This window comes from Stenotrophomonas sp. YJH_SMC_54, assembly GCF_059368435.1.
This window is the reverse complement of sequence record NZ_JCAFRS010000010.1, coordinates 45,543-60,854: the sequence shown is the minus strand read 5'-3', so window position 1 is coordinate 60,854 and position 15,312 is coordinate 45,543. Positions and strand designations below refer to the sequence as shown.

The following is a 15,312-nucleotide window of genomic DNA, read 5'->3' as shown; positions in this document are numbered from 1 at the left end:
GGGGTGCCCGGATGCGCCCAGAAGCGCAGACCGGTCACCTTCCGGTGTCGCAGTCGCCGGCGGTGCACCTGCCGGTCCTGTACACCCAGGTCCTTGAAGGCCTGAGGGTGATCGAAAACGGACGTTATCTGGATGGCACGTTCGGTCGTGGCGGTCATGCACGTGGCGTGCTCACCCAGCTCGGTCCCGAGGGGCGCCTGCTGGTCATGGACAAGGATCCGGAAGCCATCGCCGTTGCCGAGCGCGATTTCGCGCCGGACCCGCGCGTGTCCATCTTCCGTGGCAGCTTCGCCCAGCTGCTGCAGTGGGATGCGACGGCCGAAGGCCTGGACGGCGTGCTGTTCGACCTGGGCGTGTCGTCGCCGCAGCTGGACGTGGCCGAACGTGGCTTCAGCTTCGGCAAGGACGGCCCGCTGGACATGCGCATGGACCCGGACAGCGGTGAAAGCGCCGCGCAGTGGATCAACCGCGTGGAAGAGCGCGAAATTGCCGACGTGCTGTGGACCTATGGCGAAGAACGCCAGAGCCGCCGCATCGCCCGTGCCATCGTGGCCCGCCGTGAGAAGCAGCCCTTCTCCCGCACCGCCGAACTGGCCGAGCTGATCGCCTCGGTGATGCCGCGTGGGAAAGACAAGATCCACCCGGCCACGCGCAGCTTCCAGGCCATCCGCATCCACATCAACCGCGAGCTGGCCGATCTGGAAGCCGGGCTCGATGCGGCCGTGGAACGGCTCAAGCCCGGTGGCCGGCTGGCGGTGATCAGCTTCCATTCGCTGGAAGACCGCATCGTCAAGCAGTACATGAACCGCCTGGCCAAGGCGCCGCCGACCAACCGCCGCCTGCCCGAGGCGGTGGCATTCGTGCCGACGCTTGACCTGATCGGCGGTGCCATCAAGGCCACCGACGAAGAGCTGGCCTCCAACCCGCGTGCGCGCAGCGCCGTGCTGCGCGTGGCGCAGAAGCGGGAGGCCGACGCATGAGCCGGCTGCTGCTGATCATCCTGCTGGCGTCCACCGTGGCCTCGGCGATCGGCGTCGTGTTCGTGCGTCACCGTCATCGGCAGACGTTCATCGAACTGTCGCGCGCCGAGCGCAAGCGCGATGACATCAACCTGGAATTCGGCCGACTGCAGCTGGAGCAGGCGACCCTGGCCGAGGCCAACCGTGTCGATCGCATCGCCCGCGAGAAGCTCGGCATGAAGTTCCCCGAGGCCGCCGACATCGTGGTGGTGCGGCCATGAGCAAGGCCGGCCGCAACCGCCCGCGCAATGCCTTCAACCTGCGCCAGCGCCTGCGCTGGGTCGCGCTCGCGCTCGGCCTGTGCTCGGTGTCGCTGGTCGGTCGTGCTGCCTACGTGCAGATCATCAACAGCGACTTCTACCAGCGCCAGGGCGAGGCCCGTTACCTGCGCGAGCTGCCGATCAAGACCTCGCGCGGCATGATCACCGACCGCAACGGCGAGCCGCTGGCGGTATCCACGCCGGTCGCCTCGATCTGGGTCAATCCGCAGGACCTGCTGCGTTCGCCCGAGCGCATCCCGGAGCTGGCCCAGGCGGTCGGCATGTCGGTGGATGAGCTGAGCAGCCGCCTGTCGCAGAAGTCGGACAAGGAATTCATGTACCTGCGCCGCCGGATCAATCCGGACGAGGCAGAGAAGGTGGTCGCGCTGAAGATTCCGGGCGTGGCCGCGCAGCGCGAGTTCCGCCGCTTCTACCCGCAGGGTGAAGCGATGGCGCACGTGCTGGGCTTCACCAACATCGACGACCGCGGCCAGGAAGGCCTGGAGCTGGCGTTCGACGAATGGCTGCGCGGCAAGGCCGGTGCGAAGCGGGTGATCCGCAACCGCAAGGGCGAGACCGTCGAGAGCGATCTGCTGCGCGCCGCTGAGCCGGGCAAGGACCTGACCCTCAGCATCGACCGCCGCATCCAGTACCTGGCGTTCAAGGAACTGCGCAACGCGCTGGTGGCCAACAAGGCAGCGGGCGGTTCGATGGTGATCATGGACGTGACCACCGGCGAGATCCTGGCCATGGTCAACCTGCCGACCTACAACCCGAATTCGCTGACTGGCGCGCTGCCCGATGCGCGCCGCAACCGTGCGGTGACCGACCTGGTCGAGCCGGGTTCGACGATGAAGCCGTTGACCATCGCTACCGCGCTGCAGGCCGGTGCGGTGACCAAGGACACCATCATCGACACCAATCCGGGCTACATGACCCTGGGTCGCTTCACCATCCGTGACGTGCCGCGCAACAACGGCGTGCTGAACGTGACCGGCGTGATCACCCGCAGTTCGAACGTGGGTGCGGCCAAGGTCGCGGCGAAGATGCCGGACCAGGTGTTCTACGACGGCGTGCGCCGCTTTGGTTATGGCTCGGTACCGCACAGCGGTTTCCCCGGTGAATCCGGCGGCGTGGTGCTGCGCCCGGCGCGCTGGTCGGGTACCACCAAGACCACGATGTCCTACGGCTACGGCCTGAACGTGACGCCGCTGCAGATCGCTACCGCCTATTCGGCACTGGCCAACGGCGGTCGTCTGATCGCGCCGACCTTCGTCAAGGGCCAGCGCAACGAAGGCCAGCAGATCATCGACGAGAACGTCGCCAGGCAGGTGGTGGCGATGATGGAAACCGTGGTCACCCAGGGCGGCGCCAAGCAGGCGGCGGTGCTGGGCTATCGCGTGGCCGGCAAGACCGGTACTGCGCGCAAGGCCGGCCCGGGTGGTTACGAGCGGGGCCATTACAACGCGCTGTTCGCTGGCGTGGTACCGGCCACCAACCCGCGCTTCGCCACCGTCATCGTCATCAACGATCCGCAGGCCGGCAAGTTCTACGGTGGCCTGGTGTCGGCGCCGGTCTACCACAACGTGATGGAAGGCACCCTGCGCCTGATGGACGTGCCATTGGACGACCTGCAGTCGTGGCTGGCCGCACAGCAGTCCGGCAAGGTCGGCCACTCGGCCTCGATCCTGCCTGCGCCGCCGGCCGAGACCGCGCTGCCGGTGGATGCCGCCGCTGAATTCGATGCTGCGCTGCCGAGCGCGCACGCCCAGACGCCGCCCACTACGGGAGGCACGCAATGAGTCCTTCGATGTTGCTTTCGCAGTTGCTTCCGGACGTTGTCCTTGCAGGGCACGACCCCGTTCTGACCGGCCTGGTGCTGGACAGCCGCGCCGTGCGTCCCGGCAATGCCTTCGTCGCCATCGCCGGTTTCGGCGCGCATGGCCTCGGCTTTGTCGAGCAGGCCCGCGCCGCCGGTGCCAGCGTCATCCTGTTTGAACCGCCGGCGCCTGCCGAACTGCCGGCACCGGCCGATGCGATCGCCGTGCCGGGCCTGCGCGCACGCATGGGTGCGATGGCCGACCAGTTCCATGGCGCGCCGTCGCGGGCGATGGCGATGGTCGGTGTCACCGGCACCAACGGCAAGACCTCCACCGTGCAGCTGCTGGCCCAGGCCTGGCACCTGCTCGGTACGCCCAGTGGCAGTATCGGCACGCTGGGCGCCGGACTTTATGGTGCGGTCGAGCCGACCGGCTTCACCACGCCGCTGGTGCTGCAGATGCACGCGCTGCTGGCGCAGCTGCGCGACGCCGGTGCGCGCGCGGTGGCGATGGAAGTCAGCTCGCATGCGCTGGACCAGGGTCGCGTGGATGCCGTGCACTACGACGTGGCGGTGTTCACCAACCTCACCCGCGACCATCTGGACTACCACGGCGACATGGCCAGCTACGGCGCGGCCAAGGCGCGGCTGTTCCACCGTCCGGGCCTGAAGGCCGCGGTGATCAATCTGGACGACGCGTTCGGCCGCCAGCTGTTCGCCGGCCTGCCGGCGGGCGTGCAGCCGATCGGCCTGAGCTCGCGCGGTGCCACTGACGCCAGCGTGCGCGCCGAGGCGCTGCAGCTGGATGGCCGTGGCATTGCCTTCGAACTGGTCATCGACGGCCAGCGCGCGGCGGTGCTGTCGCCGCTGCTGGGCCGCTTCAACGTGGACAACCTGCTGGCGGTGGCCGGCACCCTGCACGCGCAGGGCCAGCCGCTGCCGCGCATCGCCGAAGTACTGTCGGCGCTGCAGCCGATCCGTGGCCGCATGAACCGCCTGGGCGGCGAAGGCGGCCTGCCGACCGTGGTGGTCGACTACGCACACACCCCGGACGCGCTGGAACAGGCGCTGGACAGCCTGCATGGCCACCTGCAGGGCACGCTGTTCTGCGTGTTCGGCTGCGGCGGCGAGCGTGATACCGGCAAACGCCCGCAGATGGCGGCCATTGCCGAGCGTCTGGCCAACCAGGTCATCGTCACCGACGACAACCCGCGTGGCGAGGATGGCGACGTGATCGTGGCCGACATCCTGGCCGGCTTCACCGATGCCTCCGCCGTGACCGTGCAGCGCAGCCGCGCGCGTGCGATCGGCCTGGCGGTGAAGCGTGCCGGTGCCGGTGACATCATCCTGATCGCCGGCAAGGGCCACGAGCCGTACCAGGAAGTGAATGGCGTGCGCCATGACTTCGACGACACCGAAGTGGCCGCCGCTGCACTGGCGGCCAAGGCCGGTGTACTAGAGGCGCAGGCCGGGGAGGGCACCGCATGAAGCGCACCCTGCTTTCGCTGATCGCACACTGGGCCGGCGGCGAGATCCACGGCGACGACGTGGCCATCGATGCGGTCAGCAATGACACCCGCAGCCTCGGCCCGGGCAGCCTGTATGTGGCGCTGCGCGGCGAGCGTTTCGACGGCCATGACTTTGCCGCCGACGCGCAGGCGCGCGGTGCCAGTGCGCTGCTGGTCGAGCGCCTGCTGCCGATCGAACTGCCACAGGTGCTGGTGGCCGACAGCGAACTGGCACTGGCGAAGATCGCCACCGGCATGCAGCGCGACCGCGGCACCGAGGTGTTCGCGATCACCGGCAGCAACGGCAAGACCAGCGTGAAGAGCCTGCTGCTGTCGATCCTGCAGCAGGTGGCACAGCACGCCCACAAGGTGGTCTACGCCAACCCGGGCAACCGCAACAACGAGATCGGCCTGCCGCTGGCGGTGATCGATGCGCCGGAAGATGCCGACTACGCCGTCTACGAGATGGGCGCCGGCAAGCCGGGCGATATCGCCTACCTGACCGACATCGCCCGCCCGCGCTATGCGCTGGTCAACAACATTGCCCCGGCGCACCTGGAACGCATGGGCAGCCTGCTCGGCGTGGCGGTGACCAAGGGCGCGATCTATGCAGCGCTGCCGGCCGATGGCGTGGCGGTGATCAATGTGGACGATGCCTACGGCCGCTGGTTCGAACAGCATTTCGTCGGCACCCCGCCGCGTTGCCGCGTGCTGCGCTACGGCCTGGAACATACCGCCGAGGTGACCGCGCGCGACATCCGCGCCGGCGCGCAGGGCAGCCAGTTCACCCTGGTCGCACCGAGCGGCGAAGCCCGCGTGGTGCTCGGCCTGCCCGCTCGCCACAACGTCAGCAATGCGCTGGCCGCCGCCAGCCTGGCGCTGGCCGCCGGTGTCGACCTGGCGCTGATCGCGACCGGCCTGGCCGAAGCGCAGCCGGTGCCGGGCCGCCAGATTGCCCATCAGCTGCGCAATGGCGCGGTGCTGGTGGACGACAGCTACAACGCCAACCCCGGTTCGCTGGCTGCGGCCATCGACGCCCTGGCCGCCGCGCCGGAAGAGGGCTGGCTGGTGCTGGGCGACATGCGCGAGCTGGGTCCGGACGGCGAGGCGCTGCATGCGCAGGCCGGCATCCGTGCACGCGCCGCCGGCCTGAAGCGGCTGTATGCACTGGGTCCGCTCAGTGCCGCCGCTGCGGCCGCCTTCGGTGAAGGCGGACGCCATTTCGCTACCCATGGTGCGCTGTCGCAGGTGCTGCAGGACGAGTTGCACGCTGGTGTGCGCTGCCTGGTCAAGGGTTCCCGTGGCAGTGCCATGGACCTGATCGTCAAAGCGCTGCTGGCGCAAGGAGAGGAATCCCCGCATGTTGTATGAACTGGCTCGATGGTTGCAGCAGTTGGAGAGCCTGTTCGGGCTGTTCAACTACCAGACGTTCCGCGCCATCCTTGCCGCGCTGACGGCCCTGTTCCTGTCGCTGTGGCTTGGCCCGGCGATGATCCGCAAGCTTGCCCAGTTCAAGGGCGGCCAGCCGATCCGCAAGGACGGTCCGCAGACCCATTTCTCCAAGGCCGGCACGCCGACCATGGGCGGTTCGCTGATCCTGCTCACCATCACCCTGTCGGTGCTGATGTGGGCCGACCTGCGCAACCGCTACGTGTGGCTGGTGCTGGCGGTGATGCTGTGCTTCGGCGCCATCGGCTGGTATGACGACTGGATCAAGATCGTCCGCCGCGACCCGAACGGCCTGAAGTCGCGCTGGAAATACCTGCTGCAGTCGATCTTCGGCCTGGCTGCTGGCCTGTTCCTGTTCTACACGGCCGACGTGCCGGCGGCGCTGACCTTCTACATCCCGATGTTCAAGTCGGTGGCGTTGCCGCTGGCCGGCATCGGCTTCGTGGCCATCGCCTACTTCTGGATCGTCGGTTTCTCCAACGCGGTGAACCTGACCGACGGCCTGGACGGCCTGGCCATCATGCCAACCGTGCTGGTGGCCTGCGCGCTGGGCGTGTTCGCGTATGCCTCGGGCAACGTGGTATTCGCCAACTACCTGCAGATTCCGCAGATTCCAGGCGCCGGCGAGCTGGTCATCATCTGCGCGGCCATCGCCGGTGCGGGCCTCGGCTTCCTGTGGTTCAACACCTATCCGGCCATGGTCTTCATGGGCGACATCGGCGCGCTGGCGCTGGGCGCGGTGCTGGGCACGATCGCGGTGATCACCCGCCAGGAACTGGTGCTGGTGATCATGGGCGGCGTGTTCGTCATCGAAACACTGTCGGTGATGATCCAGGTGGCCTCGTTCAAGCTGACCGGCAAGCGCGTGTTCCGCATGGCGCCGATCCACCACCATTTCGAACTGAAGGGCTGGCCCGAGCCGCGCGTGATCGTGCGCTTCTGGATCATCTCCGTCGTGCTCGTGCTGATCGGCCTGGCCACGTTGAAGGTGCGCTGAGATGAACGACCTGTCCCGCCAGGCAACACGCCTTGAAGCCATCGAAGGCAGCTACGACAAGTGGCTGCTGGGCGCGATCATCGCGCTCACCGGCGTGGGCGTGGTGATGGTGGCGTCCAGCTCGATCGCCTTGATGAGCAGTCCGTTCTACTACCTCAACCGCCACCTGATCTTCCTGGCGGTGGGTATCGTGCTGGCGGTCATCGCCGCCCGCACTGAACTGAAGTCCATCGAGCAGTACAACCAGATGCTGCTGCTGGGCTGCTTCGTGCTGCTGCTGGCGGTGTTCGCACCGGGCCTGGGCAGCACGGTCAACGGTGCGCGCCGCTGGATCAACCTGGGCATCTCCAAGTTCCAGACGGTCGAAGCGGTGAAAGTGCTCTACATCGTCTGGCTGTCCAGCTACCTGGTGCGTTTCCGCGACGAGGTCAACGCGACCTGGCCGGCGATGCTCAAGCCGCTGGGCGTGGCCGGGGCGCTGGTGGTGCTGCTGCTGCTGCAGCCGGACTTCGGCTCGTCCACCCTGCTGCTGGCGATCACCGCCGGCATGCTGGTGCTGGGCGGGGTGAACATGCCGCGCATGTCGATGCCGGTGATCATCGGCCTGGTCGGCATGAGCGCACTGGCGATCATCGAGCCGTACCGCATGCGCCGCATCACGTCCTTCCTGGACCCATGGGCCGACCAGCAGGGCGACGGCTACCAGCTGTCCAACGCGCTGATGGCGGTGGGCCGTGGCGAGTGGACCGGCGTCGGCCTGGGCAACTCGGTGCAGAAGCTGTACTACCTGCCCGAAGCGCATACCGACTTCATTTTCTCGGTCACCGCCGAGGAATTCGGCTTCCTGGGCACCTGCGTGATCGTGGCCCTGTACGCGCTGCTGGTCGGCCGGACCTTCTGGCTGGGCATGCGTTGCGTGGAGATGAAGCGGCACTTCTCCGGCTACATCGCCTTCGGCATCGGCCTGTGGATCAGCATGCAGACCTTCGTTTCGATCGGCGTGAACCTGGGCATCCTGCCGACCAAGGGCCTGACCCTGCCGCTGATCTCTTCCGGCGGCTCGTCGGTGCTGATGACCTGCGTGGCGATGGGCCTGCTGCTGCGCGTGTCCTATGAACTTAAGCGCGCCGAGCGCCGCCAGGCCGTGCGCATCGGCGGCACCGAAGACGCCGCTGCCGAGCCGAGCGACGAGCCGGCCGCGCCGGTGGCCGCCAGCGTACCGATGAGCGCCGAGCCGGTGGCTGCCGCTGCAGCGAATGCTGCGCGTGGCACCAGCCGCCTGCAGTCGCGCATCGAACCGACCTTCGGGAGGCTGTCATGAGCACAGCCACCGACAACGTGCGCCCGGTGATGATCCTGGCCGGTGGTACCGGCGGTCACATCTTCCCCGGCCTGGCCGTGGCCCGCGTGCTGCGCGCGCGCGGCGTGCCGGTCACCTGGATGGGCGCCGACGGTGCGATGGAAACCCGTCTGGTGCCGCAGCACGACATTCCGATCGACACGCTGGCCATCACCGGCCTGCGCGGCAAGGGCAAGCTGGCCCTGCTGGGCGCGCCGTGGCGGCTGATGCGCGCGCTGCGCGCGGCCGGCATGATCATCCGCAAGCGCCAGCCGCGTGCGGTGGTGGCCTTCGGTGGATTCGCCTCCGGTCCCGGCGGCATGGCCACGCGCCTGCATGGCCTGCCGCTGATCGTGCATGAGCAGAACCGCGCACCGGGCCTGACCAATCGCATCCTGTCGCGCTATGCACGCCGTCTGCTGACCGGCTTCCCGGGCACCTTCGCCAAGGGCGAGGAGTTTGTCGGCAACCCGGTGCGTGCGGAGATCGCCGCCATCGCACCGCCGGAACAGCGCTTCGCCGACCGCCAGGGTCCGCTGCGCGTGCTGGTGGTGGGCGGCAGCCAGGGTGCACGCGCGCTCAATACCGGCGTGCCGCAGGCCATCGCTGCGCTGGGCGCCACAGTGCCGGTGCAGGTGCGCCACCAGAGCGGCGAGAAGATGCATGCCGAAGCGGTCGAGGCGTATGCCAAGGCTGGCGTGCAGGCGGAGATCACCCCGTTCATCGCCGACATGGCCGAGGCGTTTGCCTGGGCCGATCTGGTCGTATGCCGCTCCGGCGCGTCCACGCTGGCCGAGCTGTGCGCGGTCGGTGTCGGCAGTGTGCTGGTGCCATTCCCCGCTGCCGTCGACGATCATCAGACCCGCAATGCGGAGTACCTGGTCGAGCGCGGCGCGGCGGTTTTGCTGAAGCAGGATGGAACGCTGGCCGACGGCATTGCCGCACTGCTGCGCGATCTGTCCGAAAATCCCGCCCGCCGCATGCAGATGGCGCAAGCCGCGCGTGCCCTGGCCAAGGTCGATGCCGCCGAGCGCATCGCCGATATCATTCTCGAGGAAGCTGTATGAAGAAGGCATGCCACCGCGCCTGCCCTGCGCGAGGCCGCGCATGATCCGCCGCCTGCACGACACCAACGACCTGGTGCGCGCGTTCCCGCGCGTGCATTTCGTCGGCATCGGCGGCACCGGCATGAGCGGTATCGCCGAAGTGATGCTGACGCTGGGCTATGAAGTGTCCGGCTCGGACAACGCCGACAACGTGGCGACCCGCCGCCTGGCCAGCCTGGGTGCGCGCATCATGCGCGGCCACTCGGCGGCCAACGTGCTGGGCACCGACTGCGTGGTGGTCTCCAGCGCCATCCGCGAAGACAACCCGGAACTGATGGAAGCGCGCAGCCAGCGCATTCCGATCATGCCGCGTGCGGCCATGCTGGCCGAGCTGATGCGCTTCCGTCGCGGCATCGCCGTGGCCGGTACGCATGGCAAGACCACCACCACCAGCCTGACCGCTGCGGTATTGAGCGAAGGCGGCCTGGACCCGACGTTCGTGATTGGTGGCCAGCTGCTGGCCGCCGGCGCCAACGCCAAGCTGGGTGGTGGCCAGTGGCTGGTGGCCGAGGCCGACGAAAGCGATGGCAGCTTCCTGCGCCTGAATCCGTTGATGTCGATCATCACCAACATCGATGCCGATCATCTGGAGAACTACGGCAACGACTTTGCCCGCGTGCAGGCGGCGTTTGCCGAGTTCCTGCAGCGCCTGCCGTTCTATGGCCTGGCGGTGCTGTGCATCGACGACCCGGAAGTGGCTGCGCTGGCCGCCAGGACCCCGCGCCACGTGATGAGCTACGGCATGAGCCCGCAGGCCGACGTGCGCGCCGAGAACGTGGTGCAGGAAGGGTCGCGCATGCGCTTCACCCTGCGCCTGCCGCAGGGCACCAGCCAGGAAGTGGTACTGGCACTGCCGGGCAGGCACAACGTACTCAACGCACTGGCCGCCGCCGCAGTGGGCTGGCAGCTGGGCGTGGCCCCGGACGCCATCGCGCGTGCGCTGGAAGGCTTCGCCGGTGTCGGCCGTCGCTTCAACGATCTGGGCGAAGTGACCACCGCCAGTGGCGCCAAGGTGCGCATCATCGATGACTACGGTCATCACCCGAGCGAGCTGGAAGCCGTGTTCGCCGCCGCCCGTGGTGGCTGGGCCGACAAGCGCCTGGTGGTGGCCTTCCAGCCGCACCGCTACAGCCGAACCCGCGACCAGTTCGACAAGTTCGCCGCAGTGCTGTCCAGCGTCGATGCGCTGGTGCTGAGCGAGGTCTACCCGGCTGGCGAGGAACCGATTGCCGGTGCCGACTCGCATGCGCTGGCCCGCGCCATCCGCGCGCGCGGCCGCAGCGAACCGGTGGTGGTTGGCAAGGCCGCCGAGCTGGCCAGCGTGCTGCCGGACGTACTGCAGGACGGTGACCTGCTGTTGATGATGGGGGCGGGCGACATCGGCGCCGTGGCTACCCACATCGCGGTGGAAGGCTTCAAGGGGGAGGGCGAGGCGTGAGCGCGCTGACTTTCCCGCCGCTGCGCGTGACCGACCCGGCTGTATTCGGCCGCGTCGCCGTGCTGCTCGGTGGCACTTCCAGCGAACGCGAGGTGTCGCTGGATTCCGGCCGCAACGTACTGGAAGCACTGCAGTCGCGCGGTGTCGATGCGTTCGCGGTGGACGGCATTCCGGAGCTGGCCAAGGCGCTGGCTGCCGGCGGCATCGACCGTGTGTTCAACATCCTGCACGGCCACAACGGTGGTGGTGAGGACGGCATCGTGCAGGGCCTGATGGACGCCTTCGGCGTGCCGTACACCGGCTCGGACGTGCTGGGCTCTGCGCTGAGCATGGACAAGATCCGTACCAAGCAGGTGTGGTTGTCGCTGGGCCTGCCGACCCCGCAATACCGCAAGGTCGACGCATCGAACGTGCATGCACTGGCGGCCGAGCTGGGCCTGCCGGTGGTGGTGAAGCCGGCCAACGAAGGCTCCAGCGTGGGCATCAGCCGGGTCACCGACGACGCCGGCCTGGATGAGGCCGTGGCCCTGGCTGCGCGCTACGACGGCCAGCTGCTGATGGAGCAGATGGTGGTCGGCGACGAACTGACCGTGGCCATTCTCGGCGACGTCGCGCTGCCGTCGATCCGCATCGTGCCCAAGGGCCAGTGGTACGACTACAACGCCAAGTACATCGCCGAGGACACCCAGTACCTGTGCCCGGGCCTGGACGGTGGCGACGAAGAGGAAATCCGCCGCATCGCGCTGGCCGCGTTCCGCGCTGCTGGCTGCCGTGGTTGGGGCCGCGTGGACGTGATGCGCGACCGCAGCAGCGGCCGCTTCTTCCTGCTGGAAGTGAATACCGCGCCGGGCATGACCAGCCATTCGCTGGTGCCCAAGGCCGCAGGCCAGGCCGGCATCAGCTTCGATGAGCTGGTGTGGCGCGTGCTGGAACAGACCCTGGAGGCCTCGCACGCATGAACGCGGTGCTGCGCATCTTCGTCTGGCTGTTGGCGCTGTCGGTGGTTGCACTGCCGGTGGTGGCCGTGGTCAATGGCTGGGTCGGCGCCGAGCGCTGGCCGCTGGCGAAGCTGCGCGTGCATGGCGAGTTCAAGCGGGTACCGGCCGAACAGCTGCAGCAGGTGCTGCTGCCGTATGCGCGCGCCGGGTTCTTCGCGGTCAAGCTGCAGGATGCCCAGGACGCACTGGAAAAGCTGCCGTGGGTGGAAAGCGCACGGGTACGCAAGCAGTGGCCGGATGTGCTGGAAGTAACCCTGGTCGAGCACAAGCCTTTCGCGCGCTGGGGCAACGACCGCCTGGTTTCCGAGCAGGGCAAGCTGTTCCCCACGCCGAAGAAGCTGGCCGACCTTGCGCTGCCCGAACTGGATGGCCCGGACAGCCAGACCGAAGAAGTGATGAAGCTGTACAGCGACTCGCGTGCATTGTTCGCACCGGCCGGCGTCGATGTGCGCCGGGTGACGATGGATGCACGCGGCAGCTGGTCGCTGGTGCTGAGCAACGGCACCGAAGTGGTGGTCGGCCGCGACGACGCGCGCTCGCGCATGCAGCGCTTCGTCAAGGTACTGCCGCAGCTCAACCGTCAGGACGCGCCGATCGAGCGCGCCGACCTCCGTTACACCAATGGTTTCACGCTGAGCTGGGGTACCCCGGCCACGCCGGCGAAAGCGCCGGCGACCCCGGCCAGAAGCACGCAGGAAAGGACATGAATCGCAAGGGTGACAAATCGCTGATCGTTGGCCTGGACATCGGCACCTCCAAGGTGGTGGCGCTGGTGGGCGAGTACTCGCCGGGCAACCCGATCGAAGTGATCGGCATCGGCTCGCACGAGTCGCGCGGTTTGAAGCGCGGCGTGGTGGTGGACATCGAATCGACCGTGCAGTCGATCCAGCGCGCGGTGGAAGAAGCCGAGCTGATGGCCGGCTGCGAGATCCGCTCGGTGTACGCCTCGATCTCCGGCAACCACGTGCAGTGCAAGAACTCGCCGGGCATCGTGCCGATCCGCGACGGGGAAGTGACCTGGGGCGACCTGGATCGCGTGCTCGATGCGGCCAAGGCGGTGGCGATTCCGGCCGACCAGAAGATCCTGCACGCGATCCCGCGCGAGTACGTGCTGGACGATTCGCAGGAAGGCATCCGCAATCCGGTCGGCATGACCGGCGTGCGCCTGGAGGTGCATGCGCACCTGGTGGTGTGCGCGCAGTCAGCCGCGGCCAACATCAGCAAGTGCGTGCAGCGCTGCGGCCTGCAGGTGGATGACCTGGTGCTGTCCTCGCTGGCCTCCAGCGTTGCGGTGCTGACCGCCGACGAACGCGAGCTGGGCGTGGTGCTGGTCGACATGGGCGCCGGCACCACCGACATCGCGGTGTTCGTGCAGGGCGCGATCTGCCACACGGCTTCGCTGCCGATCGCCGGCGACCACGTCACCAATGACATCGCGCACATGCTGCGCACGCCCACCCCGGAAGCCGAGCAGATCAAGGTGCGCTACGCCTGCGCCCTGGCCCAGCTGGCCACCGCCGAGGAAAGCATCCAGGTGCCGTCGGTGGGCGACCGTCCGCCGCGCCGCATGCCGCGCCATTCGCTGGCGCAGGCGGTGCAGGGCCGTTACGAGGAAATCTTCGAGATGGTGCAGGCCGAACTGCGCCGCTCCGGCTTCGAGGAACTGGTGCGCGCCGGCATGGTGCTGACCGGTGGTGCCTCGAAGATGGAAGGCGTGGTCGAGCTGGCCGAGGAAATGCTGCAGATGCCGGTGCGCGTGGGCATCCCGCAGCACGTTACCGGCCTGGGCGAAGTGGTGGGCAACCCGGTGCATGCCACCGGCGTGGGCCTGCTGCTGATGGGCAGCCAGATCGAGCACCCGCGGCGGCCGTCGCTACCGACCGGGCGCGCCGGAAGCATGTTCAAGAAACTCAAGACCTGGTTCCGCGGCGAGTTCTGACGCGGAACCCGTAACACCGGGGTCACCCCGGCGCAGCACCTGCAGTACCCGCATCACAACGCAGCAACGCAATACACAACCCACACAGCCGCAACGGCAACATGACACGCGAAGGCAGGAGGCCCGACCGTCCATGCCACCGACAAGCGGATACAACGAGGACACGGACATGGCGCATTTTGAACTGATCGAAAAGATGGCACCCAATGCGGTGATCAAGGTGGTTGGCGTGGGCGGCGGCGGCGGCAATGCCGTGGCGCACATGGTCAACTCGGCGGTGGACGGCGTGGAGTTCATCACCGCCAACACCGACTCGCAGGCCATCAAGAATTGCGGTGCCAAGCTGCAGCTGCAGCTGGGTACCAACGTGACCAAGGGCCTGGGCGCAGGCGCGAACCCGGAAGTCGGCCGCCAGGCCGCGCTGGAAGACCGTGAGCGCATCATGGACGCCCTGCAGGGCGCGGACATGGTGTTCATCACCGCCGGCATGGGCGGCGGCACCGGTACCGGCGCTGCACCGGTGGTGGCGCAGCTGGCCAAGGAGATGGGCATCCTGACCGTGGCCGTGGTCACCAAGCCGTTCCCGTTCGAAGGCCGTCGCCGCATGCAGGTGGCGCTGAAGGGCATCGAGGAACTGAGCCAGCACTGCGACTCGCTGATCACCATCCCGAACGAGAAGCTGATCACCGTGCTGGGCCGCAATGCGACCATGATCCAGGCATTCCGCGCCGCCAACGACGTGCTGCAGGGCGCCGTGCAGGGCATCGCCGACCTGATCGTGCGTCCGGGCCTGATCAACGTCGACTTCGCCGACGTGCGCACCGTCATGTCCGAAATGGGCCTGGCGATGATGGGTACCGGCACTGCCCGTGGCGATGACCGCGCCCAGGCCGCTGCCGAATCGGCCATCCAGAACCCGCTGCTGGACGACGTGAACCTGGCCGGTGCCAACGGCATCCTGGTCAACATCACCGCCGGTGCGGACTTCACCATGGCCGAGTTCGACGAGATCGGCCGCACCATCGACGGCTTCGCTTCGGAAGACGCCACCGTGGTGGTTGGCACCGTGCTCGACCCGGACATGCAGGACGAAGTGCGCGTGACCGTGGTTGCCACCGGCCTGAACCGCGTGTCGGCCAGCAAGGCCCAGCGTCCGGGCGAGCGCGCGCCGATCAAGCTGGTCCGCAACGCCACCACCGGCCAGCCGGAGTTCGGCGACTTCGACAACGGCGGCGACGCCGTGTCCAAGGCCGTCGGCGGCATGGGCCTGGGCCTGCGTCGCGCCAGCAGCGATACCGCGGCGGCTTCGGCCCCGTCGGCGCCGTCCTCTTCGGCCCCGGCCGCGGCAGAACTGCCGAACGATTACCTGGACATCCCGGCGTTCCTGCGCCGCCAGGCGGACTGAGCGGGCCGGCCCGGGGTTGTCCTCCCCGGGTTGCG

At 68.1% G+C, this 15,312-nt stretch carries 12 protein-coding genes and 1 pseudogene; all 13 read left to right on the top strand.

Annotated elements, in window-relative coordinates; genetic code table 11:
- Positions 1-11 precede the first annotated feature (11 nt).
- The 13 genes and pseudogenes from rsmH to ftsZ all read left to right on the top strand — a co-directional run bounded on the left by rsmH (position 12) and on the right by ftsZ (position 15,277).
- Entirely contained in the window at positions 12-980 is a 969-nt protein-coding gene (gene rsmH, locus AC5P5S_RS12890; protein ID WP_231336763.1) for a 16S rRNA (cytosine(1402)-N(4))-methyltransferase RsmH, read from the top strand.
- Positions 977-1,240, top strand: coding sequence for a cell division protein FtsL (ftsL, locus tag AC5P5S_RS12885; protein WP_005412242.1), 264 nt, complete (start codon positions 977-979; stop codon positions 1,238-1,240). Before rsmH ends, ftsL begins: the two co-directional genes overlap by 4 nt.
- Entirely contained in the window at positions 1,237-3,081 is a 1,845-nt protein-coding gene (locus AC5P5S_RS12880) for a peptidoglycan D,D-transpeptidase FtsI family protein (RefSeq protein WP_005412243.1), read from the top strand. The genes ftsL and AC5P5S_RS12880 overlap by 4 nt, the downstream gene beginning before the upstream one ends.
- Positions 3,078-4,586: a UDP-N-acetylmuramoyl-L-alanyl-D-glutamate--2,6-diaminopimelate ligase gene (locus AC5P5S_RS12875; protein ID WP_062607811.1), complete on the top strand. Its 1,509-nt coding sequence runs from the start codon at positions 3,078-3,080 to the stop codon at positions 4,584-4,586. Before AC5P5S_RS12880 ends, AC5P5S_RS12875 begins: the two co-directional genes overlap by 4 nt.
- A complete protein-coding gene (locus AC5P5S_RS12870) occupies positions 4,583-5,977 on the top strand; it encodes a UDP-N-acetylmuramoyl-tripeptide--D-alanyl-D-alanine ligase (RefSeq protein ID WP_231336764.1) in 1,395 nt (464 codons plus the stop codon). The genes AC5P5S_RS12875 and AC5P5S_RS12870 overlap by 4 nt, the downstream gene beginning before the upstream one ends.
- Entirely contained in the window at positions 5,967-7,052 is a 1,086-nt protein-coding gene (gene mraY, locus AC5P5S_RS12865) for a phospho-N-acetylmuramoyl-pentapeptide-transferase (RefSeq protein ID WP_004154219.1), read from the top strand. Before AC5P5S_RS12870 ends, mraY begins: the two co-directional genes overlap by 11 nt.
- Position 7,053: 1 nt before the next feature.
- Positions 7,054-8,373, top strand: coding sequence for a putative lipid II flippase FtsW (ftsW, locus tag AC5P5S_RS12860; RefSeq protein ID WP_005408078.1), 1,320 nt, complete (start codon positions 7,054-7,056; stop codon positions 8,371-8,373).
- Positions 8,370-9,458 (top strand): undecaprenyldiphospho-muramoylpentapeptide beta-N-acetylglucosaminyltransferase, encoded by a 1,089-nt coding sequence (murG, locus tag AC5P5S_RS12855; protein WP_005412247.1) that lies wholly within the window; start codon positions 8,370-8,372, stop codon positions 9,456-9,458. The genes ftsW and murG overlap by 4 nt, the downstream gene beginning before the upstream one ends.
- A 40-nt stretch (positions 9,459-9,498) precedes the next feature.
- Entirely contained in the window at positions 9,499-10,935 is a 1,437-nt protein-coding gene (gene murC / locus AC5P5S_RS12850) for a UDP-N-acetylmuramate--L-alanine ligase (protein ID WP_005408080.1), read from the top strand.
- Positions 10,932-11,894, top strand: a complete 963-nt coding sequence (locus AC5P5S_RS12845; RefSeq protein ID WP_049397425.1) for a D-alanine--D-alanine ligase — start codon at positions 10,932-10,934, stop codon at positions 11,892-11,894. Before murC ends, AC5P5S_RS12845 begins: the two co-directional genes overlap by 4 nt.
- Positions 11,891-12,568, top strand: a pseudogene (locus AC5P5S_RS12840) (cell division protein FtsQ/DivIB); the annotation flags it as partial. The gene AC5P5S_RS12845 and the pseudogene AC5P5S_RS12840, both read left to right, overlap by 4 nt.
- Before the next feature lie 68 nt (positions 12,569-12,636).
- Positions 12,637-13,872, top strand: a complete 1,236-nt coding sequence (gene ftsA / locus AC5P5S_RS12835; protein WP_005408083.1) for a cell division protein FtsA — start codon at positions 12,637-12,639, stop codon at positions 13,870-13,872.
- Between the two features lie 169 nt (positions 13,873-14,041).
- Complete coding sequence (ftsZ, locus tag AC5P5S_RS12830; protein ID WP_005408084.1) at positions 14,042-15,277, top strand: cell division protein FtsZ; 1,236 nt, start codon at positions 14,042-14,044, stop codon at positions 15,275-15,277.
- The last annotated feature ends 35 nt before the right edge of the window (positions 15,278-15,312 follow it).

What these genes read in the sequence shown, in the direction of transcription:
- ftsL (WP_005412242.1), top strand. Translation starts at nt 977, where the DNA reads ATGAGCCGGCTGCTGCTGATCATCCTGCTGGCGTCCACCGTGGCCTCG.
- murG (WP_005412247.1), top strand. Translation starts at nt 8,370, where the DNA reads ATGAGCACAGCCACCGACAACGTGCGCCCGGTGATGATCCTGGCCGGT.
- rsmH (WP_231336763.1), top strand. Translation starts at nt 12, where the DNA reads ATGCGCCCAGAAGCGCAGACCGGTCACCTTCCGGTGTCGCAGTCGCCG.
- AC5P5S_RS12880 (WP_005412243.1), top strand. Translation starts at nt 1,237, where the DNA reads ATGAGCAAGGCCGGCCGCAACCGCCCGCGCAATGCCTTCAACCTGCGC.
- ftsW (WP_005408078.1), top strand. Translation starts at nt 7,054, where the DNA reads ATGAACGACCTGTCCCGCCAGGCAACACGCCTTGAAGCCATCGAAGGC.
- AC5P5S_RS12870 (WP_231336764.1), top strand. Translation starts at nt 4,583, where the DNA reads ATGAAGCGCACCCTGCTTTCGCTGATCGCACACTGGGCCGGCGGCGAG.
- ftsA (WP_005408083.1), top strand. Translation starts at nt 12,637, where the DNA reads ATGAATCGCAAGGGTGACAAATCGCTGATCGTTGGCCTGGACATCGGC.
- ftsZ (WP_005408084.1), top strand. Translation starts at nt 14,042, where the DNA reads ATGGCGCATTTTGAACTGATCGAAAAGATGGCACCCAATGCGGTGATC.
- murC (WP_005408080.1), top strand. Translation starts at nt 9,499, where the DNA reads ATGATCCGCCGCCTGCACGACACCAACGACCTGGTGCGCGCGTTCCCG.
- mraY (WP_004154219.1), top strand. Translation starts at nt 5,967, where the DNA reads ATGTTGTATGAACTGGCTCGATGGTTGCAGCAGTTGGAGAGCCTGTTC.
- AC5P5S_RS12875 (WP_062607811.1), top strand. Translation starts at nt 3,078, where the DNA reads ATGAGTCCTTCGATGTTGCTTTCGCAGTTGCTTCCGGACGTTGTCCTT.